A 23135-nucleotide genomic window follows, 5' to 3' on the forward strand; every position below is an offset into this window, starting at 1 on the left:
TATTTTTACCTGTTCAACGGCCAAATTTATCTGCGGAATTTGGAATTATTCGCTATCGAGACAATGGGCGGCAGACCAGAGCATAAGGGGGACTCAGCTTATCTCATCGGCCGACAGAAAGGAGATATCGGCGTTGCAAACAACACCTCATTTTGGCGTTAATTAGCCCCAACATTCGGGAAAGATATAATCAATAATGATACAAAAGAACATTAGCTATATATGCGCCCTATTTGCACCAATAATGGCCTAATTAGCCATTAGGTTTGCCGACAATATGAGACAATTTATCACCACCAAAAAACCACAATATTAACGCATGTAAATCAATCATTCTAAAAGATATATATTGGAGTAATTACCGCTGATAATTAGATTATAAGAATATTGAGGGTTGTCTCAGATTCTCATTGTGTTAGGGTATATGGCGCTCTATTTTTTCATCAGGATAACATCGATAGAATAAACATAATTTAAAATTGACAGAGGGATATACCAGCTGCATGGCAATTAAACTCGAAGTAAAGAATCTATATAAAATATTTGGTGAGCATCCCGAACGGGCTTTTAAACTGCTGGAATCAGGCAAGAATAAAGAACAGATATTTGCTAAAACAGGTTTGTCCGTTGGCGTTAAAGATGCCAATCTGGCCATTGAAGAAGGCGAGATATTCGTCATCATGGGATTATCCGGTTCCGGTAAATCCACCCTGGTACGCCTTCTCAATCGTCTGATAGAACCTACTCGCGGTGAAGTGCTGATCGACGGCGAAGATATTGCCAAAATATCGGATAGCGCCCTGCGCACTGTGCGTCGTAATAAGATCAGTATGGTCTTCCAATCCTTTGCATTAATGCCTCATTTGAATGTCCTCGATAATACGGCATTCGGCATGGAGTTGGCGGGTGTTCCTCAGTTGGAGCGCCACGAAAAAGCCATGGAAGCATTGCGTCAGGTGAGTCTGGATAGCTACGCCCACTCTTACCCTGATGAGCTTTCCGGCGGTATGCGCCAACGTGTCGGTTTAGCCCGCGCCTTGGCCAATAACCCCGACATCTTATTAATGGATGAGGCGTTTTCCGCTCTCGACCCCTTAATCCGTACCGAGATGCAAGATGAGCTGGTCAAGTTACAGGCCAAACAGCAAAGAACCATCATTTTTATCTCCCATGATCTGGATGAGGCCATGCGCATTGGCGATCGAATTGCCATTATGCAGGGTGGTGTCGTGGTACAGGTCGGCACCCCGGATGAAATACTGAACAATCCGGCCAATGACTATGTGCGCACCTTCTTCCGGGGCGTGGATATCAGCCACGTCTTCAGCGCCAAGGATATTGCGCGCCGTCGTCCAGTCTCATTGATCCGCAAAACCCCGGGTTTCGGCCCTCGTTCTGCATTAAAACTGCTTCAGGATGAAGACCGCGATTACGGCTATGTGCTGGAGCGCGGGCAGAAGTTTATTGGCGTGGTATCGATAGATTCACTGAAAAAAGCCTTGGCTGAGAACCAGTCGTTGGACAGCGCCTTACTGGCTGATCCCGCCCCCGTTCCCGCAGACATGCCCCTCAGTGAGTTGATTTCACTGGTTGCACAAGCCCCCTGCGCGGTGCCTGTAGTCGGTGAAGACAACAGCTATATCGGTATTATTTCCAAGGCCATGCTGTTGCAGGCCCTAGATAAGGAGACGCCAAATGAGTGATCAAATTCAGGTCAACGATCAAACCATCAGTAATCCGTGGGGCACGGATGCGGCGTCGACGGCACCGGCCGTGACGGACACTGCCCCTCAGAGCCTGTCAGCCGCAGCTGACCCTTGGGGAGCCAGCATGGCCGAGGGTAGTCGTGCCGCAGGGAGTGTCGGCCACGAGGCTGCCGCTCAGGCCGCACAGAGCCAAGTCGCCAACACCGACTGGCTGAACAGTGCGCCAGCGGCAGCACCTGAACATTTCAGCCTCATGGACCCGTTCCACACCACTTGGTTGCCGCTGGATTCATGGGTCACCCACGGCATTGACTGGGTGGTGCTGCACTTTCGCCCATTGTTCCAAGGCATTCGTGTGCCCGTTGATTTTATCCTCAGCGGCTTCCAACACCTACTGCTGGGGATGCCCGCACCGGTGGCGATTCTGGTTTTCGCCCTGATCGCCTGGCAGTTCTCCACCTTAGGGATGGGGGTGGCGACACTAGTGTCACTGATTGCCATCGGAGCTATCGGCGCGTGGTCGCAAGCCATGGTGACACTGGCGCTGGTTCTGACCTCGCTGTTCTTCTGTATCCTGATCGGACTACCGCTCGGGATATGGCTGGCACGCAGCAATAATGCCGCACGTATCATTCGGCCATTGCTGGATGCCATGCAGACCACCCCCGCCTTCGTCTATCTGGTGCCCATCGTCATGCTCTTTGGTATCGGTAATGTACCGGGCGTGGTGGTGACCATTATCTTTGCGCTGCCGCCGATTGTTCGCCTGACCATTCTGGGCATCAAACAGGTGCCGGAAGACCTTATCGAAGCCGCCGAGTCCTTCGGGGCCAATCCACGCCAATTACTGTTCAAAGTACAGTTACCACTGGCGATGCCCACCATCATGGCGGGTGTGAACCAAACCCTGATGCTGGCGCTGTCGATGGTGGTTATCGCCTCAATGATAGCCGTGGGCGGTTTAGGTCAGATGGTGCTGCGCGGTATTGGTCGCTTGGATATGGGGCTGGCCGCTGTCGGGGGGTGGGTATCGTGATTCTGGCGATTATCCTAGACCGCCTGACCCAATCATTAGGCCGTGATCGCCGCACTAAAGGCGTTGGCCGCTGGTATGCCACTGGCCCTGTTGGGCTACTGACCAAACCATTTAGAAATACTAAATAACTTCAGTTAATGACACTCAACATCATCCCCAAAGTCATTGGTACTGCGGCAAGGCAGCAAGCGAGTCAATCCCGATGAGCTTACATCAGTCAGTGATTCGGGTGCGCGAGCGCCGCTAACACAGCAGCAGTGTCAAGGACGAAGGGGATAAGGGGAAAACGATGAATATGGTAAAAACCTGGGCATTAGCTCTCACCACACTGATCAGCACTCAAGTCTCCGCCGCAGAGTTACCGGGCAAAGGCGTTAGCGTCCAACCGCTGCAAAGCACCATTTCGGAAGAGACCTTCCAGACTTCGCTGGTGAATAAAGCGCTAGAGAAGCTCGGTTACGACGTCCAGCCAACCAAAGAGGTTGACTACAATGTCGCCTATGCCTCCATCGCCGCAGGTGATGCTACCTATCTGGCGGTAAACTGGGAGCCACTGCATAACGACCAATATGCCGCAGCAGGTGGCGATGCCAAGTTTTATCGCCAAGGTAACTTTATCGAAGGGCTAGCGCAGGGTTACCTGATCGACAAAAAGACAGCCGATAAATACCACATCACCAATATTGAGCAGCTAAAAGATCCGGCGATAGCCAAGCTGTTTGATGCCAATAACGATGGTAAAGCCGATTTGACTGGCTGTAACCCCGGCTGGGGTTGTGAAGCGCCGATTAATCATCAAATCAAAGCTTACGGCCTGAGTGACACCGTGACCCATAATCAGGGTAACTATGCCGCGATGATTGCCGATACCATCACCCGCTACAAAGAAGGCAAGCCCATTATTTATTACACTTGGACGCCCTATTGGGTCAGTGATGTCTTAGTGCCGGGCCGTGATGTGGTCTGGTTGCAGGTGCCCTTCTCTTCTCTGCCGGATAAAACCATCGACACCCAGCTTTCCAATGGCGCGAACTACGGCTTCCCACCGAGTGTGATGCATATTGTCGCCAACAAAAAATGGGCCGAAGCCAATCCTGCTGCCGCTAAACTGTTCTCCATCATGAAGCTACCAATTAATGATGTGAATGCGCAGAACATGCGGATGCATGCTGGTGAATCATCAGATGCCGATATCGAACGCCATGTAAACGGCTGGATTCAAGCTCATCAGGCCACCTTTGATGGCTGGGTGAACACCGCCGCACAAGCAGGCAAAACAGCACAATAATTAATGCCAAGCTGAGATAAGGTGCTTATCTCAGCTTGCTTCTTTCCAAAACTCAGCACTCTGCTTAATAAGTCAGCAGAAAAATTTATCTAGTAGTAATTTCTCTGCCCCAAGAGACCATTTTTATATTGGCACTCTTTCTCATCTTCGCCCCAATATCTTGGTGCGCCATCACTATTCGTTAAATCTACAACACGAACACCGGAATTCACTGCATAAACATCATAGTCATGCCCCGTTTCAGGCACAAAGCCGACCGAACGCGTTGCTATGATTTGATTATATTGAGACCTGAATGTCTCTTCCTTGTAGGTTATTCTTATGTGCTGATTAGATTTAATACTGTACTCCAAAGAGTCCATGCCACTCATCTCAGGAGATGGAGGTCGCATCCCTGTTATTTTCTTGTTGTATGTCGATTTTATGCCCGCAACGTTAATACCCGCAGTCAACGTATTCATACTGACAAGTTTAAAACATTGCCCCGATTTTTCGTAAACTTCTAATGTTAATGGTGGAAGGTAGTTTTTCACCCTTATTCTTGCAGAATCACTCCCTGTATAATCTTCCATCGATTTGGTCAAGCTCACTGAGCACCCAGAAATGGCACAAACCGAAATTAACACAATATTAATCTTAATTATTTTTATTAAAGACATAAAACACTCCTCTCCATAGGTTTAATTGACGAAATAAAACATTAGCCCCAATTAGTGAATTGTTAGGCTACCACTGCACCCGGTGTTATTCGGTTGCAGCGGCGGGAAGTAGGTTTTTCAGGGCATTGATATAAGAACCCCGACCTTGGCCGGGGTTGCGTTTAGTCGAACTCTTTTTCTAGTTTATCGACAACTCTTTTAAATATTTCAACTACTTCTGGATCACCGTCACTGAGGTCATCATGAAAATACTCCCGATAGAACTCTTCCGGCCAGAGAGATATTTCATATTCACTTAGTTTTTCTATCTTCCAGTATGAGGATGGACGACCATCAACAATATCAAAAATACATAACGGAACCGATATGATGTAATCCATAGGTATTTTTGGTAATTGCAATAATGTTCCTGCATTAACACCAACTTTACTACTCATAGCCAATACCGTGTAAATTTGCCCAATAGTATATGGATATTGAGGATCTTGATTATCCATTAAGCCAAGAGCAGCCTTCTGTTGTGCTGTTAGGCTAGTTGCAAGGCATTTTACTTTCATAATGTCCCACTATTTTTTTATAGCTATCGTTTTTGGCTCAACAAGTTTCCCTGTAGTCACATTACGATAAGCATGGATCTCGAAGACAGTACCATCAGCAGCTTTGTAGCTTTGACTACTAACTTTACTCCAGTCAGACGCTTTACCACCATATTCTGCAACCAAGCGGGCAGAGTCTTTTATTACAATATCAGATCCATAGCCAGCTATTGAAGCGCCACCATTTTTAGCAAGGTCTGCCAATTGTGTCTCACTGGCCAGCGATTTATTCAGATTTAACCCATTGGTTGCACTATGCGCTGATATCTCACCACTAGCCTTATTCAGCAGATTCGACGCTTCAGCAACATCCCCTTTCTTCAATGCCGCCTCTGCTGCCTTGATGAGCTTACCCGCAACATCACCTGCACCAGGAATAAACCCTATCGTCGCCATCAGGTAATCCAGCGCACTCTGGGCTTCTGAAACGCTCTTGATATCCCCGATTACGGGAACAAAATCCACACCAAAATGGGCAAATCCTTTCAGCAGCTCATCGCTATTGGCCTGCATCTTGGCCGAACACGCATCGGCACTTATTCCGGCACAATTCTGAGCTTTGAACTCCTCAACAGCGGCCACGAGCTGTTTCTGTGCATTCTGGTATTTTTCGGCTTGCGATACACCAGAGACTTTATTATCAATAATGTCATGGAGTGAGTTATTCTCAACCGCATTTTTCCCAGCCTGCGCCCCAGCAACCGTATCAGCGGTGCTGTCACCCGTCAATCCACCGGCCAGTCCTGCGGCCAGTGTCGCCAATGCGCTGACCGTCTGCTTCTGATCTTCGGAGAGATTGTCCTTATCCCAGCCCATTGCAGCGATAATCGTCGGGGCCATCAACTCGGCAGTGGCCGCGCCCGCAGCACCCGCCAGCGCACTGTTGCCACTGGCATAAGCGGTGACAGCACCCAGCACGGCGTGCGCCATCACGTTAGCCGCCTGATTATCTCCGGTACTTTTCTTAATCACTTCAGCCAGATACGGCGCAGAAGCCCCCACCAGTGCCTGCGCCATATTTCCTCCGGCCAAGCCCTGTATGGCGGCTGTCGCGGCCTGAAGTCCTTGTTGCAGTGCACTGCCGGTGCCGTATTTTTGCATTTCAGCTTTATATTCTGCGGTCTCACGCAGCGCTTTTGCATCGCCTTTCAAGGCCGGATTGGCTTTCAGTGCCGCTTCCAGACCGAGAATATCCCCCTGCGTCCGCGCAATATCCATCGCCTGACCACCTATCTCACCAATCAGCTGTGCTTCCTTCAGGCGGTTTTGCTCTTTCTCTTTATCAAAAATAGGCCCGATGCTGCCGTTGGCGTTGTCGGTGTCGCGGCTCAGGTCTTCGACATCCTGTTTCTGGTTGGCTTGATCACGAATAGTAATGCTGCCCTCACTCACCGCCGCCTGAGTGGTGCCTTCGGCACTCCCATTATTGCCCAGACCCGAGAGCACCACGCCGCCCAGATTGCTCAGCAGGTCTGACCCCACTGGGCCGCCGCTGCTCAGACTGCCGCCTTGATGCTCAGCTTTGAAGTCGGCTTTGTTTTCGATATCGCTGAAGCCCAGCGTGCCGGTGTCGAGACTGTTCTTGCTCTTGTCAGCCGTGCTGGCAATCACCGCGCCATCCAACTGAGTGTGTTCGCCGACCGTGATATCAAAGCCGCCTTTACCCGCAAAGATGCCCGTCTGCTCCTGCACCGAGTCATAATTGCTGTGCAGTTTGTCCTGACTCATGCTCAGGTTGACTGAGCCGCCGCCCGCGATCGGGACACTGATACCGCCGCTAATGCTGGTCTGTTTCGCGTCATAATTATCGCTATCTTGCTGGCTTTGCAGCAGCAGGTCACGGCCGACATCCACCTTCACGGTTTCGCCGCTCGCCTGAGCACCCACCAGCGAAGTATCACGGCCACTGTGCAGTGACAGGGTGCCGCCGCTATCAATCTGCGTTTCCGTCCAGAAGGTGCCGTCGCCATGTTCGCTCCCCTGACCCTTGTTGGCGTTAGCGAAGATGCTCAGGCCGCTGCCCGTGCCACTTAACCCCAGACTGACACCAATGGCAGCGCCGCTACTGCTGTTGCTGCCGTCGGTTTTTTGCGTGTTGGCCACAGATCGCGTGCCGCATCCAAGGTAGTAGAAAGTACTGTGCTAGGTCCGCCAGCTCCGCCACGACTTTGGTACGGATTGTAGGAGCGGGATAACAGCGAAGTGATTATCGACGGGGAATCGAGTCCGGTATCACTGATACTGAATAACTGGAGGCAACCGCTGCGCCCTGTGTTATTCGGTTCCTAAACCCGATTCGTTAAATGCCTGATTGTAAGCCGTCTGGTAAATCTGCTGGTTGATGTCCTCAGCCGTGGGCTCTTTGCCTGGGTTGGCCTTGGCCCACTGTTTTTCTGCCGCAGCAATATCTTCCGGCTTGACGTCCTTCATTTTTTCATTCGCCGCGTTGGTCGCAATAATTTTGCCCTGCGTCCTCGCAATATCCATTGCCTGACCGCCTATCTCTCCGATCAGCTGTGCTTCCTTCAGGCGGTTTTGCTCTTTCTCTTTATCAAAAATAGGCCCAATGCTGCCGTTGGCGCTGTCGGTGTCGCGGCTCAGGTCATCCACATCCTGTTTCTGGTTGGCTTGATCACGAATAGTGATGCTGCCCTCACTCACCGCCGCCTGAGTGGTGCCTTCGGCACTCCCGTCATTGCCCAGCCCCGAGAGCACCACGCCGCCCAGATTACTCAGCAGGTCAGACCCCACCGGGCCGCCACTGCTCAGACTGCCGCCCTGATGCTCAGCCTTGAAGTCGGCTTTGTTTTCGATATCGCTGAAGCCCAGAGTGCCGGTGTCGAGACTGTTCTTGCTCTTGTCCGCCGTGCTGGCAATCACCGCGCCATCCAACTGAGTGTGTTCGCCGACCGTGATATCAAAGCCGCCTTTACCCGCAAAGATGCCAGTCTGCTCCTGCACCGAGTCATAATTGCTGTGCAGTTTGTCCTGACTCATGCTCAGGTTGACAGAAGCACCGCCCGCGATCGGGACACTGATCTCTGGGGCTGAGCAACTGGAGACAACCGCTGCGCCCGGTGTTATTCGGTTGCAGCGGTGGGAAGTGGAGGGGGCTTAGGGCTTAGAAACAATGACCCCAGCCTTGACCGGGGTCATTGTTTAAGGCTGGTAATCTTCATATTCCCAAGCAAAAACACGAGAGAGCTTTTGCGCTATTTCCATCCAGTCTTTACCTTCACACTGGTCGATATAATCTGTAATGGTTTTGGTGATCTCATCAAGATCATACTTACGTACCAGTAGTGTGTGACGCATCAATTCAGGAACCCAATGATGTTTACATAGCCACTCGGGGGTGCAAATAAACACATCAAAATGATTTATTCCTTTTTCTCCAACTGGCCCTATACATAAATGAACTAACAATTGAAAACAATCATCCTGTTCAGGTTGATAATTTGATAAATCAAACCAATTACAATCAATACTTCTTAGAGATGCTTTCATTTATTTTCTCCTGAAATATTCAAGTGACCATTACCAACTTTATCCATTTTCCCTGTTTCAATATTTTTTGCATAACTTTCAAAATTAGCCTGCGTTCCTGTTGGGTTTAATGAACCCGGAGCATTTGGTTTTTCTTTTGGGGATCGATAAATTCTGGTTCCATCAGCACTTACCAACCCGGAACCATCACTAGTTGGTCTGGCCCCTTCGCCCACCCAAATTTTGCCCAGTCGGTCAGCTTCATCATTGGTACCATTACCAACACCATAGTTAAGCTTCCCATTATCACCTTTGACTACGGCATCCAATCTCGGGTCTTGCTTCGCGATGTAATCAAGGTTTTGTTGCCTCAAATCATCTTTCAATTTCGGATAGTTAGCTGAATTATAAGCTGATATCTCACCACTAGCCTTATTCAGCAGATTCGACGCTTCAGCAACATCCCCTTTCTTCAATGCCGCCTCTGCTGCCTTGATGAGCTTACCCGCAACATCACCTGCACCAGGAATAAACCCTATCGTCGCCATCAGGTAATCCAGCGCACTCTGGGCTTCTGAAACGCTCTTGATATCCCCGATGACGGGAACAAAATCCACACCAAAATGGGCAAATCCTTTCAGCAGCTCATCGCTATTGGCCTGCATCTTGGCCGAACACGCATCGGCACTTATTCCGGCACAATTCTGAGCTTTGAACTCCTCAACAGCGGCCACGAGCTGTTTCTGTGCATTCTGGTATTTTTCGGCTTGCGATACACCAGAGACTTTATTATCAATAATGTCATGGAGTGAGTTATTCTCAACCGCATTTTTCCCAGCCTGCGCACCCGCAACCGTATCAGCGGTGCTGTCACCCGTTAATCCACCAGCCAGTCCTGCGGCCAGTGTCGCCAATGCGCTGACCGTTTGCTTCTGGTCTTCGGAGAGATTGTCCTTGTCCCAGCCCATTGCGGCGATAATCGTTGGGGCCATCAACTCGGCGGTGGCCGCGCCCGCAGCACCCGCCAGCGCACTGTTGCCACTGGCATAAGCGGTGACAGCACCCAGCACGGCGTGCGCCATCACGTTAGCCGCCTGATTATCTCCGGTGCTTTTCTTAATCACTTCAGCCAGATACGGCGCAGAAGCGCCCACCAGTGCCTGCGCCATATTTCCTCCGGCCAAGCCCTGTATGGCGGCTGTCGCGGCCTGAAGTCCTTGTTGCAGTGCACTGCCTGTGCCGTATTTTTGCATTTCAGCTTTATATTCTGCTGTCTCACGCAGCGCTTTTGCATCGCCTTTCAAGGCCGGATTGGCTTTCAATGCTGCTTCCAGACCGAGAATATCCCCCTGCGTCCGCGCAATATCCATCGCCTGACCGCCAATCTCGCCAATCAGCTGTGCTTCTTTCAGGCGATTCTGCTCTTTCTCTTTATCAAAGATAGGCCCGATGCTGCCGTTGGCGTTGTCGGTGTCGCGGCTCAGGTCTTCGACATCCTGTTTCTGGTTGGCTTGATCACGAATAGTAATGCTGCCCTCACTCACTGCCGCCTGAGTGGTGCCTTCGGCACTCCCATTATTGCCCAGACCCGAGAGCACCACGCCGCCCAGATTGCTCAGCAGGTCTGACCCCACTGGGCCGCCGCTGCTCAGACTGCCGCCCTGATGTTCGGCTTTGAAATCGGCTTTATTCTCGATATCACTGAAGCCCAGCGTGCCGGTGTCGAGACTGTTCTTGCTCTTGTCTGCGGTGCTGGCAATCACCGCGCCATCCAACTGCGTGTGTTCGCCGACCGTGATATCAAAGCCGCCTTTACCCGCAAAGATGCCCGTCTGCTCCTGCACCGAGTCATAATTGCTGTGCAGCTTGTCCTGACTCATGCTTAGGTTGACAGAAGCACCGCCCGCGATCGGGACACTGATACCGCCGCTAATGCTGGTCTGTTTCGCGTCATAATTATCGCTATCTTGCTGGCTTTGCAGCAGCAGGTCACGGCCGACATCCACCTTCACGGTTTCGCCGCTCGCCTGAGCACCCACCAGCGAAGTATCACGGCCACTGTGCAGTGACAGGGTGCCGCCGCTATCAATCTGCGTTTCCGTCCAGAAGGTGCCGTCGCCATGTTCGCTCCCCTGACCCTTGTTGGCGTTAGCGAAGATGCTTAGGCCGCTGCCCGTGCCACTCAACCCCAGACTGACACCAATGGCAGCGCCGCTACTGCTGTTGCTGCCGTCGGTTTTCTGGGTATTGGCCGCACTGAGCAACAGCAAATCGCGTGCCGCATCCAAGGTGGTATCGCCACCCGCTTTGAGCTGGCTGCCTTGCACCACAATATCGCCGCTGTTCGCCGAGTTTCCCTCTCCGGTGGCCGTCACGGTCAAGTTGTTGCCCGCCGTCAGGGTCGAGCCAGTCACGCTGGTCTGTTCCTGATGTTGTTGTGAGGATGATTTTTGTGAGCCTAATGAGGCGCTGACGCCGAACATGCTGGCGGCATCGCCCCCTTGCGCCTGTACCAACTGGCCTGCCTGCACCGCCTGCGCCCCATTGAGTGCCGCTTTGACCCCTTGCAACGCGGCCAGTCGTCCATTGCTCTCTTCGCTGGCGGCTTTGGCGGTGGTGACCGCAGTATTGGCGGCGCTGCCAACTGCACCAGAGAGTGCCAGTGTCAGGCCGCTACTTTTTTGCTCGACGCTGTGGGTCTGGCTGCTTTGATTTTCCGCCGCCAGAATAGCGACGTTTTTGCCGGTCAGATTGATGTCTTTTCCGGCTAACACATCAGAACCTTTTATCGTCAGGTCTTCACCGGCGGTCATGCTGACATTGCCCAGCACACTGCCGACCGTGCTGCCCACATTGGAAATTGATTGGCCGGAATCGGTCATTTTGGTGCTGCTACTGCCGACCATGACCCCAATGCCACCGGTGCTCATCAGGCCCGATTTTTTCTGCTCATACAGATGAGACTCACTCTCGATCTGTTGCGCCGTGCCGACGGTAATGTTCTCTTTCGCCCGCAGATTAATGTCGTTATCGGCCACCACATGACTGCCGATGACCGCGATATTTTTGCCGCTGACATCAATGCTACCTGCCGATAGCATCGAGCCGACCGCCAGTGTCTGACTCAGGCTATCTTCGGTGCGCGTGGTGGTGCTGGAGGCCAGCCCTTTTTTAGTGCCAGTATGATTACGCTGTTCGTCATGCTGTTCAGTCTGGGTGGTGAGGGTGACATCGCCGCCCGCCGCCAGATTCAGCGCGCCATTGGTTTGCACCGTACTGGCACTGATATTGATATCTTTCGCCGCCTGTAGATTGATATCCCCCGTGGCATTCAACTGGCTGCCGCGCAGGGTTTCATCATAGAGATTCACTGAGCTGGTATGGCGCTTGCTTGAGGATTCGCCAGTGACAGATAAGCTGTCGGTGGCGGCGCTGAGATTAATATTTTGCGCCTGCACATCTATCGTGTCGGCATTAATGCTGGCTCCCACCGCCGTCAGATTATTGACATTGGCGGTCAGCGCACCGCCGACATTCACCTCGCTGCCCAGATGGCGAATATGCTCACTGGTGGCGCTGCCACTGCCATAATGGGTGCTGATCTGGTCGCTGCTTTGTAGCGTATTCAGCAGCCAGTCGCCACCCGTATTGACTTGAAGATCCTGACCAACATTGAGGCCCGCGCCCTGTTGGATAAAGTCACGCTCGGTATTGATAGTCGCGTTGTTGCTGACATTGATGCTCGCCAATGGCCCCAGAATCGTTTGATTCCGCAGCACCGCGCCATTATCGCTACTGAGTTGCTCGCTGCTGGTGCGCAGTATCAGATCACGCCCGCTATCCAGTTGCAGGTTGGTGGCATTTAATCGCGCGCTGGTCAGGTCAATATCACTGTTCAGTGTACTGAGCAGCATATTATTGCCCGCCTGAAGTAAGCCGCCATGGTTATTCAGTGTAATGTCTTGCGCCATGCTGATGCTCAGATCATGGGTGGCTTTAATCGCCCCCGAATTGCTGAAGCCCTGCATATCGGTTAATTCGATATTATTCGCGGCAATCAATGCCCCGTTGGCCTGTAGGTCACCCGGTTTGACCCCCGCCAGATAGACCACGGGGACTAATACGGTTTGCCCAGCGACTTCGCGGCTCTCCATCAGCACAATATCGCGGGTCAATGCCGCCATCTGCTCGGCACTGAGGTGAGTGCCGAGGGCGAGATTGAATGCTTGGCTGTATTCGAGGCCCGCCGCAAAGAGCGCCTCGAACTGCTCTTGCGCACTGCGGTAATCACTGGCGACCACCTGCCCCGTCAACGCCAGTACCTGATCGCGCACCAGCCGCTGTTCATAGGCGTTATCCCCCAAACGTTTGAATATCACGTCCGGATCGCTGTTCAACTGCTGGAGCACGTAGTCTGACCCGCGCCAGTTATTCAGGTTGGCAAATGCAGGGTGAGTTTCAATCAGATAACCGCCGCTGACGGTATAGTCGGTATTGAACTGATACAGCCCGCCATTAGGTTGTGTCAGGGAGATGCCGTTAAATTCGACGGCAAGATCTTTCCCGCTATTATCACGATCATTCGGTGGGGCGATAGTGCCGGGGTTAGCGCCATTGTTGATGGTCGCGCCACTGCCGCTAATGGTTTGTGCGGTGAGACTCGAGGCATATTGGGTGGTCGTGAGATCACTGATCTCTGGCCCCCAACCGATGCTCCACAAGTCGCCTTTGTAGGTGCGATAACGCCACTCGCCCGTGGAGGTGGTTTTCTCGATCAGGCGCTGCGCACTCCCCCAGCCATCTTGGTTCAGGGTGACACCGGAGAGATCGATCTCTCCCTGCGCACTCACTTTGCTCCAGAAATTCTCCAGCGTGCCCACCTGAGGGGTCAAGTCACCCCCGGCTAGCAGTTGTGCTTCTGGGCTGATTTGATCGATGCCGTTATAGGCGATAGTCGATGTATAATCCGTGCCAATGTAATCGCTGTTCATCGAGCCACCATGAGGCGGCTCGCTATAGCGCCCACCCGGAATATCGGGATTTTCCGCCGTCCAGTAAGCTGACCCATTCACCGTGTCGGCCACAACAAAGTCGCTATTGGCGGTGAGAATATGGCGGCGATTGGTTAGCGTGGTGGCGTAAATCACCATGTCTTTACCGGATTCAATCAAGCCGGAGATGTTGAGCACCTGAGCCGCCGCCAGATAATTGCCACTGCTATCCAACGCGCCCGCGAGGATCATTTTGCCCATGCCGAGAATGGTGGTGGTCGGGGCGGTGTCAGTGTTGGTGACGGTATCGCTGTTTTCAATCACCGGAGCCAATAAGGCCAAGGTGCCGTTTTCATCCGTAGCCCCGATCAGGGCGTTAGGGCCGGAGTTGGTGATGCGCTCTCGTGCCTTGAGTGTCGCCTCGGCACTGATTATGGTGCCGGTGTTGAACAGGGTGTTGGAGTCAGTATCGAGCCGCCCTTGGGTCAATATCTCGCCACGGTTAGTCAATGCGCCCGCCGATGTGAGGCTGGCTTGTGCCGCAATCATCTGGCCGCGATTCAGTAAGCTGCTCGAGTCAGTCGTGAGTTTGCCTCCCGCCAGCAGTTGCCCATCATTGGTTAACGCGCCCGCCGTGGTTAAGCTAAAATCACGCCCAGCCTGAAGGGTCGAGTCAGCCAGATTGTTGAAATCACTCTGTAGGTCAATGGTCAGATCCTGACTGGCGGTGATCTTGCCTGCACTGCTGTTAAGCTGGCCTAGGTTCAACGCGATGTCATTCGCCGCCAGTGTGCCGCTCTGGTTATTGAGGGTTTGCCCGGCACTTGCCCCCGCATTAAGGGTGAGGGAGCCAAGGGAGAGAATATGGGCGCGCTGCGTGCTGATATCGCCACTGTTGGCGGTGATGTTCATCTCTCGGGCTTGGGTATGACTGTCGGTCAGATCAATCCGGCTGCCGGTTAAGGTCATGCCCCCTGCGGCCAGAGTTTGCCCTTGCGCGATCAACTCCTGAGTTGTCGTCACGGCTAAATCACCCGCATCCATCAGGCGGCCATCGCTCTGTACGCCCGCCGCCAATAGGCTACCGCTGTCGCTGTCAAGGCGCAGTGCATTGACCGCCACATTGCCCTTCGAGAGGAGGGTTCCGCTCCGGTTATCCAGATAATCGGTCAGATGCAGATTGAAATCGGTGGTTCCGGTTTGGGCGATCACACCGCCCCGGTTGGAGAGCGCTTGGGCCTCGAGGGTGATTTGCTCGGCAATCAGGCTGGCATTGTCGGTACGTAATAAAGAGGCGGTCGAGGCTGAGAGGCGCTGACTGGCCGACAGATTCGCGCCCGTCAGATCAATCTCGCCACCTTGGGTGCTGAGTGTGATATCACGGCTCTGGGTTTGGCTGCCGCTCAGATCGAGACTCTGCGCCTTGAAATTCTGCGCCGTGCCGCTGATATTTTTCCCTTGGGCGAGCAGCTTGCCGCTGGCCTCAACGCGCAAGGTGCCGCTGGTAATGCTGCTGTTGTCGGACTTGACGCCCGCGCCCAAAACAGAGTTGCGGCTGCTGTTCACCTCAGCCGCACGGATTGAGGTGTCACCCGCCGCGGCGATCGTGCCACTGTTGCTCAGCTTGCCCGCCGTGGTGAGCTGGGTATTGCCACTGGCGTAGAGCGCGCCTGAGTTATCGATGCCAGCGGTGGTATTCACCGCCAACTGTTGGGTGCTGTTGATCTGGCCGCTGTTCATCAACATGCCGTCGGCCGTGATGGTGATATCGCCCGCTGACGCGCCTATCTCACCCGCATTGCGCACCCCAACACCACTTTCGGTGCCAATCAGGCGAATTTTTCCCGCGTACATGCCGCCCAAGTTGGCGACATCCACCGCCACAGTTGGCCGAGCGCTACCATCGGCGGCTTTGGCACTGATGTTTTGATGGGCAGCATCCACCTGATTGCGCCCCGCGGTGACATTCAGCTCATTGGCCCAGATCCCCGCATTCACTTTGACGGAGCGGGCGATCAGATCCGTATGATCCTGACGACTGCTGTCCATTCCCGCGCCCTGCACAATAATTTCGCCCCGATCCACATCGTAGCCCGTCAGTTGGCCGTTATTGAGCTGCGCCTGACCCGTCGTGAGTGTGGCGCGATTGGCGTTAATAAAACCGCAGCCATCACAGGTAATCCCTGATGGGTTGGCGATAACCACCTGTGCTTTGCGCCCCGCCACTTCGATATAGCCATTGAGCTTGCTGGGGTCACGGCTGTTGACTTCGTTGAGGATAATACTGGCCTCACCCCGCGCCAACGACGGGTTACCATTGATAAATCCACCCAACTGGGTCTGATTGACGCCGTGGCCGTTATTGAGGATCACGCCGCGACTGTCGACATCAAACTGGCTGTAAACGTTGCGCGAAACCCCGCCACTGCTGGGTGCCTGAATATTGACCTGCGGAGTGCCATTGGCGCTGCTGATAATGGTCGGCTGCTGATTCCCCGGCGCACTGCCATCGGCGACAATATTGGCTTGAGCGGCTAACGAGACACAGCCCAGAGCCAGTAACAGACTGAAACTCAGCGGCGATAAGGCACTGATGCGGCGGCTGAGTGTCGGCCCAAGGCCCGAGGATGGCGACGAGGCAGCCCGACCGGATGCGGCGATATCCGCCACTACCATCAACAGGCCACGTGCCTTGTTGAACACGATTCGGTACAGGTTCTTATTCATGGTCATTCTCAACAGCTAAAGGGTTAATCAGGCGCATCAGTACTGCCAGTTCAGGTTAAAGCCGACGGTCACCGAGTCGGTTTTAAAGCCATCAGGCTTGGAGAGCGGTTTGCCAGCAAACAGGTCATAGCGGGTATTCAATAGGTTGCCGCGCACACCAACGACACTGCCCGCCAGATGCTGCCCGAGCAGATATGGGTCACTGGGGCCACTGACCTCGCCATAATCCACCCCGACATACAGTTCATGCCCCGGCAGCGGGGTGTACCAGCCCAGATCATTGCGCACTGTCCAGCCGCGATCGGCATTCAGCGTGCGTTCGCCATCAAAACCGCGCACCGACCAGCGACCGCCAATAGCGAACTGATCCTGCGGCGTCAGTGCCGTATTGGTGCTTTGCCGCTGGTAGTTGAGGTTGTAATGGAAGTTTTGCGCCTGAACCTTAAACGGAATATCCAGTTGTGCATTCAGTCGCAGAATTTTGCTCAGCGCGGTGGCCTCGCCGAAATACTCTTCTTGGGCGGGCACGGCACCAAACCAGCGAGTGCCGCGCTGATAGCTGACACCCGCGTCCAGTGTGGCTTGCGAAATAAAGTGGCGATGTTCCAGCCCGACACGCCAGCCCGAGGTGCGGCGGCGCTGGACTTCCACTTCAGTATCATTGATGTAGTTTTTCGACGAGCGGGTCAGCACATCGTAAGTCAACGTGGTTTTTTGACTGGCATTACGGTGCAGCAAGCGGCTGAGTTGCAGTGAGACATTTTCACTTTCGCCGCGATAGCTGTAGTCGCCATTCAGGCCCGCCACGGTCTGGTGATAGTCATAGCTGCTGGCGGTGATACCTGCGGTCCAGTAGCCGAATGGCAGCGAGTAGTGGCCGGTGAGGTTATCGGTGCCTTTGTCGCCGCGATTTTTTATGGAGCCACCCGCCGAGAGATAAAACAGGTCACTCAGGGAGAGCGGGTTATCCAGAAACAGGGTGGCACCGCCTTGATAGCGGCCAGTGCTGCGGGTGCCGGAGTCATCCAGAGAGGCGGCCAGCCGCCACATTTTGCTCTGTTGCCAGCTCAGGGCGATATCCGTTTCACCGGGGGCATCACCCGGGACCAACTCCATGCTGGCTTGCACTGTCGGGACGCGCTGAAGATTCTCCAGCCCTTGCTCGATATCACGTAAATCCAACAAGTTACCGGGGCGGGCGGGGAAAGCGCTGAAGAGGGTGACATGGCTGCCACTCTCTGGTGTCAGCTCCACATGGCGTATTTTGCCGGGCACCACGTGTAGCGCCAATGTGCCGTTATTCAAATCCTGCTGCGGGGCTAGCACGCGGGTGGTGACATAACCATGATCAATCAAACGGTTTTGCATCTGGCTCATCAGCAGGTTAATGCCTTGGCCCCCCAGACACTGACCTTTTGCCTGATCGGCGAGCCGTTGCAGCGGTAACCAGCGAGGTAATGGCTCCGCACCACTGATGTTGACACGATCAATCATAAAGCACGGTTTTTCCACCGGGAAAATCAGGCGGCCAAAAGAGGCCGAGGGCGCGGATAAGCGCACATCCGGTGTCGACGGAGCCAGACGCTCTTCCAGTGCCCGTTGCCGTTCCTGTTGATGGATACTTTGTTGTGCTGGTGCTAATTCAGCGGAATAGCTAGCTGAGGGAATAGCAATAACGGGCAATAATAGGCCAGCCATTAAAATAAAATAATAGGAACGCAACACGCAAAATACCCTTCCCCAATATTTGGGGGAATAGATACCCAACATCATTCGAATCGCAAAAAGACGACAATTGAGAATATTCCCAAGCGCTGAAACAAGTCAGTGACTCGGATAAACAAAGGCTGTCACCGCAGATGCCGCTTGAAGTATGACGGATATAAGTGTGAAATAAATTCCGCGCAGTATGCCTATAAAATCGCCATTTACAATGCGTTTTTAAATTTGTAGGAAAATAGAGGAAATAGCCTCATTTGTTGTGGGAAACATCTTATAAAGAAAATCTTAATTCGTGGGAAATATCTTATTTATTGAGAGTATTCTTGAGTATAACGCGGGGAAAATAAAAATAGATGACAGACGAGAAATATCAAAACAACGAAGCCCTGAGTTATTACTAACTCAGGGCTTCTGAATGTTGGCGGTGCGGACGGGACTCGAACCCGCGACCCCCGGCGTGACAGGCCGGTATTCTAACCGACTGAACTACCGCACCACGCTGCTGTTCCGGTTAAGAACGAGACGAATATTACGTATCGAAGGTCATAACGTCAACACTTTTTCCTGCAAAATAAGCTGGTTGCGCAGTTTTTCGTCTAAGGGCCGTTTTATTCTGCGTTTGCGCTATCTTCTGATTCAAGCGGCATCCGCCACAAACAACTGCCCCCCTTTTTCATCACCAAATCGAGGCGTGATTCATGGGCCGCCAACTCATCCTCAGCGGCATAAATAATTTTCAGCCCAGAGGCGGGCCGGGTGATGCGCTGAATATCGTCTGAAGAGTCACTCTGCGACTGATCGCCCTCCATTGAGAAAGAGAGCGAGGTCTGGCCTCCGGTCATCGCCAGATAAACTTCTGCCAGAATTTCGGCATCGAGCAATGCGCCGTGCAGTGTTCGCTTGGTATTATCTATCAGGTAGCGATCGCACAGGGCATCAAGGTTATTACGCTTGCCGGGGAACAGGCGGCGCGCCATTAACAGGCTATCGGTGATGGTACAGAAGGTTTCCGTTTTCGGAATATCCTGCTGTAACATGCGGAACTCATAATCCATAAAGCCGATATCAAACGCCGCATTATGGATAATTAATTCTGCGCCACGGATAAACTCAAGAAACTCGGGCGTAATCTCAGCAAATGTCGGTTTGTCCGCCAAAAATTCATCGCTGATACCGTGAACACCATATGCCTCTGGATCAACCAGACGATCGGGTTTCACATACACATGGAAGTTTCTGCCGGTCAGACGGCGGTTGATCACTTCAACGGCACCAATCTCAATAATCCGATGGCCTTCATAATGAACGCCCAGCTTATTCATACCGGTGGTTTCAGTATCCAGAACAATCTGTCTGGTCGGTGTAACGATCATATTGCCAGTGCTCATAGCGCTCGTTTATGTCAGACTTAACGTTTAAACAGAGAGGAAGAGTCTACCAGAGATGACTAAACAGGTAGAGATTTTCACCGACGGATCTTGCCTTGGCAATCCGGGGCCCGGTGGTTACGGCGCAATTTTGCGTTACAAGCAGCATGAAAGAACCTTTAGTGCCGGTTACCGTTTGACCACCAACAACCGTATGGAGCTGATGGCGGCCATTGTCGCGCTTGAGGCGTTGACCTCGCCTTGCGAAGTGACGCTCAGCACTGATAGCCAATATGTGCGTCAAGGGATCACTCAGTGGATCCACAATTGGAAAAAACGCGGCTGGAAAACAACCGACCGCAAACCGGTGCGTAATGTGGATTTGTGGCAGCGCCTGGATCTGGCTATCCAAACCCATACAGTACAATGGGAGTGGGTAAAGGGCCATGCTGGCCATCCAGAAAATGAACGTTGCGATGAACTCGCCCGCCAAGGTGCGAATTCACCGACGTTAGAAGATACCGGTTATATCCCTAATTAATACCTTGCCGCCAAATCAGGGCTGATCACGGTAGCTTTTAGTCGCACCCACAGCACGGCTGAACCAAGGTTTACGTGCGCCGAACTTCATCGGATTGAAGGTCAGTGGGATGGTGCGTTTGCGGGCAACAATCAGGCTAACGCAACCTAGCGCGGGTAAGTGGGTGCTAATAAAGCGCCCGCCTTCTTTATGCCAAGGTAAAACGTGAAAGCGCGACAGATGCAAAACTTCATAATTCAGTAAACTTAGCCAATCCAACAAACGCATCTGGGTAAACATGCGGCTAATATAGGGCTGCCGCTGGCGAACTATCGGGATCAACTTCCCGGCCCCCAGTATACTCATGGGATTAAAGTTACTGATAACCAACCAGCCGTCGTCGATAAGCACCCTATCCACCTCACGTAAAATACGGTGTGGATCAGCGGCATAGGCTAAAGTGTGAGACAACAAACAGGCATCCACCGATTTTTCGGCAAAAGGTAGCTGGTACGGGCTGGCGAGTACCTGCATGTTTTTCCCGCTTTCCCCCACATTAACCTGATGGGAAATTGCGCATTTATCACTGGCGATTTCGGCACTTAAATGGCCTATTTTCAGCAAGTGGAAACCAAAGAATTTGGGCCACCAAGGCTGCAACTGCTGCTCAATTGCCGCGCGATAATACTCTCCCCAAGGTAACTCAGCCCAGGATGCGGGCGCATCGATCTTTCGGCGTGTTTGCGCTGGTTTCATGTTTTATCATCTTCTTTCAAACAATTGTCGACAAAAGAGGTATCCAATGAATCTTATCAGCATTCCGGCATTTCAAGACAATTACATTTGGCTATTGGCTGACCCGCAAAAACAGTGTGTTATCGTTGATCCGGGTGAGTCCGCTCCAGTACTGGCGGCACTAAGCCAAGGCCAATACACACCTCAGGCCATTCTGCTCACCCATCACCATCACGATCACGTGGGGGGGGTTGCTGATTTACGTCGTCATTTCCCTGACATTCCCGTTTATGGACCACAGGAAACGGCGAACAAAGGCGCGACAATAATTGTCAACGGAGGGAATGAGCTGACAATTAGCGGGCAAAACTACCGCGTTATTGCCGTGCCCGGCCATACCCTAGGACACATTGCATACTACAGTAAACCTTATCTTTTCTGTGGCGACACTCTCTTTTCTGGCGGTTGCGGCCGGCTATTCGAAGGCACACCAGAACAAATGTACATGTCAATTCAACAGCTCGCGCAACTTCCCGACGACACCTTAATTTGCAGCGCGCATGAATATACTCTCGCAAATCTTAAGTTTGCCCGTTCCCTCTTACCGTTAGATCAAGATATAGCTACATATCAACAACAAATCATGCAATTACGGGCAAAAGACCTCCCCAGCCTACCCGTAAAATTGCAATTTGAGCGTAAAATTAATGTTTTTTTACGTTGCAATGACGTTGATTTACAAAGAGAAATAGGCGTAATCTCGCCCCCAAGCTCACTTGTCTCAGTTTTTTCCGAATTACGGTCCAGGAAAGACCGTTTCTGAGCTTTTAGTTGTGTTTTTTGTCGAAGCAAAGTATGATTGCTCGTCTTTTAAGCAACTACATTGACACACACATGAAGACCAAAGCGATATTTCTCGCCTCAGTCTTGCTTGTTGGGTGCCAGACGTCCAAGCAGGATGTGAAGGTTCCCGTACAGCATGCACAGAGTTTGTCTTCGGCAGGTCAAGAGAGTGAAGCAGGAGAGTACACAAATAGCGCCCGAGTGGGCAGCGCGCGATGGCTGGATAGTGAAAGTGGCCTCGCGCAGCAAGATTTGTGGAACTTCATTAGCGACGAGCTGAAGATGAAGGTTCCGGAAAATTCCCGGATCCGTGAACAGAAGCAAAAATACTTAAAAAATAAGAGCTATCTCCACGATGTAACATTACGGGCAGAGCCGTACATGTACCTGATAGTCGAGCAGATTAAGAAACGTAAGATGCCGATGGAGCTGGTACTGCTACCCATAGTGGAGAGCGCTTTTGACCCTCACGCGACATCATCCGCCAACGCCGCAGGGCTATGGCAGATAGTGCCGAGTACCGGTCGAAATTATGGCTTAAAACAGAACCAATGGTATGACGGCCGCAGAGATGTGGTTGCTTCTACCAAAGCAGCGCTTGATATGATGGAGCGCCTGAACAAGATGTTTGACGGTGACTGGTTATTAACAGTTGCTGCTTATAACAGCGGTGAAGGCAGAGTCATGCAAGCGGTGAAAGCCAATAAGGCTAAGGGTAAACCGACGAACTTTTGGGCATTGTCGCTTCCACGTGAAACGTCAATTTATGTTCCAAAAATGCTGGCCTTGGGTGAGTTAATCAAGAACAGCAAAAAGTACGGTATAACCTTACCTGAACCCGACAAAGACCGTGCCTTGGCGCGTGTTGATGTTGGTCAGCAGATACAGCTAACTCAGGCGGCTGAGATGGCGGGGATGTCACTTACAAAGTTGAAATCCTTTAATTCTGGGTATAAGCGCAATGTAACGGCACCTGATGGACACGGTCCTCGTTATATTATGTTGCCGAAAGCCCATGCTGAGCAGCTTAAAGATTCATTGGCAGAGACTGATATTGCCGCCGTTCAACCCACTAAACTGGCGCAGAACAGCACAAAATCAGCATCAAGTTCGCAGTATAAAGTTCGCCCCGGCGATACCTTATCTACGATCGCCAAGCGGTTGAATATCAAGACCAGCGATTTGCAGAGTTGGAACAACTTACGTGCCAAGAGCACCTTAAAAGTTGGGCAAACCCTGCAACTGGCAAGCAATACAACCAGCAACAGTATCACCTATCAAGTTCGTAAAGGTGACTCCTTTGCCAGTATTGCCAAGCGTCACGGTGTAGACACCAACGATGTGATGCGATGGAATTCGGTAGTCAGCAAAGCTAATAATTTACAACCAGGCTTAAAATTGACGTTGTTCGTTAACGGCAAATCGACCCCGGATACGTAGAGCTAGAATCGCTATTAGA

Annotated in this window: 12 protein-coding genes, 1 tRNA gene and 3 pseudogenes; 6 read left to right on the forward strand and 10 right to left on the reverse strand. The window is 52.3% G+C overall.

Annotated features, from left to right (window positions below):
- Positions 1 to 503: 503 nt before the first annotated feature.
- The 3 genes and pseudogenes from proV (at position 504) to proX (ending at position 4030) form a co-directional block, all read left to right on the forward strand.
- Complete coding sequence (proV, locus tag HRD69_RS00115; RefSeq protein ID WP_004874530.1) at positions 504 to 1703, forward strand: glycine betaine/L-proline ABC transporter ATP-binding protein ProV; 1200 nt, start codon at positions 504 to 506, stop codon at positions 1701 to 1703.
- Positions 1696 to 2870, forward strand: a pseudogene (proW, locus tag HRD69_RS00120) (glycine betaine/L-proline ABC transporter permease ProW). The gene proV and the pseudogene proW overlap by 8 nt, the downstream one beginning before the upstream one ends.
- Positions 2871 to 3031: 161 nt before the next feature.
- A complete protein-coding gene (gene proX, locus HRD69_RS00125) occupies positions 3032 to 4030 on the forward strand; it encodes a glycine betaine/L-proline ABC transporter substrate-binding protein ProX (protein WP_004874528.1) in 999 nt (332 codons plus the stop codon).
- A gap of 89 nt (positions 4031 to 4119) precedes the next feature.
- Here the strand turns inward: proX and HRD69_RS00130 are convergent, their stop codons facing one another.
- The 9 genes and pseudogenes from HRD69_RS00130 to dnaQ all read right to left on the reverse strand — a co-directional run bounded on the left by HRD69_RS00130 (position 4120) and on the right by dnaQ (position 19584).
- Positions 4120 to 4689, reverse strand: coding sequence for a hypothetical protein (locus HRD69_RS00130; RefSeq protein WP_032813843.1), 570 nt, complete (start codon positions 4687 to 4689; stop codon positions 4120 to 4122).
- A 161-nt stretch (positions 4690 to 4850) separates the two neighbouring features.
- Positions 4851 to 5246 carry a hypothetical protein gene (locus HRD69_RS00135; RefSeq protein WP_032813841.1) on the reverse strand — a complete coding sequence of 132 codons (396 nt, stop codon included), beginning with the start codon at positions 5244 to 5246 and terminating at the stop codon, positions 4851 to 4853.
- A gap of 9 nt (positions 5247 to 5255) precedes the next feature.
- Positions 5256 to 7385 (reverse strand): annotated as a pseudogene (locus HRD69_RS00145) (hemagglutinin repeat-containing protein); the annotation flags it as partial.
- A 180-nt stretch (positions 7386 to 7565) separates the two neighbouring features.
- A pseudogene (locus HRD69_RS00150) lies at positions 7566 to 8369 on the reverse strand (hemagglutinin repeat-containing protein); the annotation flags it as partial.
- Between the two features lie 75 nt (positions 8370 to 8444).
- Complete coding sequence (locus HRD69_RS00155) at positions 8445 to 8792, reverse strand: immunity 8 family protein (protein WP_032815698.1); 348 nt, start codon at positions 8790 to 8792, stop codon at positions 8445 to 8447.
- Positions 8789 to 16489, reverse strand: coding sequence for a two-partner secretion domain-containing protein (locus tag HRD69_RS00160; protein WP_172984582.1), 7701 nt, complete (start codon positions 16487 to 16489; stop codon positions 8789 to 8791). The genes HRD69_RS00155 and HRD69_RS00160 overlap by 4 nt, the downstream gene beginning before the upstream one ends.
- Before the next feature lie 36 nt (positions 16490 to 16525).
- Positions 16526 to 18214 (reverse strand): ShlB/FhaC/HecB family hemolysin secretion/activation protein, encoded by a 1689-nt coding sequence (locus tag HRD69_RS00165; RefSeq protein WP_032815493.1) that lies wholly within the window; start codon positions 18212 to 18214, stop codon positions 16526 to 16528.
- A gap of 416 nt (positions 18215 to 18630) precedes the next feature.
- Positions 18631 to 18707, reverse strand: a tRNA-Asp gene (locus HRD69_RS00170).
- A 112-nt stretch (positions 18708 to 18819) separates the two neighbouring features.
- On the reverse strand, positions 18820 to 19584 hold the full coding sequence (dnaQ, locus tag HRD69_RS00175; RefSeq protein ID WP_032815494.1) for a DNA polymerase III subunit epsilon: 765 nt from the start codon (positions 19582 to 19584) through the stop codon (positions 18820 to 18822).
- 70 nt (positions 19585 to 19654) lie between these two features.
- Here dnaQ and rnhA point away from each other — a divergent pair, with 70 nt between their 5' ends.
- Positions 19655 to 20119, forward strand: a complete 465-nt coding sequence (rnhA, locus tag HRD69_RS00180; protein ID WP_004877624.1) for a ribonuclease HI — start codon at positions 19655 to 19657, stop codon at positions 20117 to 20119.
- A gap of 15 nt (positions 20120 to 20134) precedes the next feature.
- Here the strand turns inward: rnhA and HRD69_RS00185 are convergent, their stop codons facing one another.
- Positions 20135 to 20854 (reverse strand): class I SAM-dependent methyltransferase, encoded by a 720-nt coding sequence (locus tag HRD69_RS00185; RefSeq protein ID WP_004877626.1) that lies wholly within the window; start codon positions 20852 to 20854, stop codon positions 20135 to 20137.
- Between the two features lie 46 nt (positions 20855 to 20900).
- Between HRD69_RS00185 and gloB the strand changes: the two genes are divergently transcribed.
- Complete coding sequence (gene gloB / locus HRD69_RS00190) at positions 20901 to 21656, forward strand: hydroxyacylglutathione hydrolase (RefSeq protein WP_032815495.1); 756 nt, start codon at positions 20901 to 20903, stop codon at positions 21654 to 21656.
- Positions 21657 to 21727: 71 nt separating this feature from the next.
- Positions 21728 to 23116: a murein transglycosylase D gene (gene mltD, locus HRD69_RS00195; protein WP_071984872.1), complete on the forward strand. Its 1389-nt coding sequence runs from the start codon at positions 21728 to 21730 to the stop codon at positions 23114 to 23116.
- The last annotated feature ends 19 nt before the right edge of the window (positions 23117 to 23135 follow it).

It is taken from the genome of Yersinia mollaretii ATCC 43969 (genome assembly GCF_013282725.1).
In the GTDB taxonomy this organism is placed as follows: Bacteria; Pseudomonadota; Gammaproteobacteria; order Enterobacterales; family Enterobacteriaceae; genus Yersinia; species Yersinia mollaretii.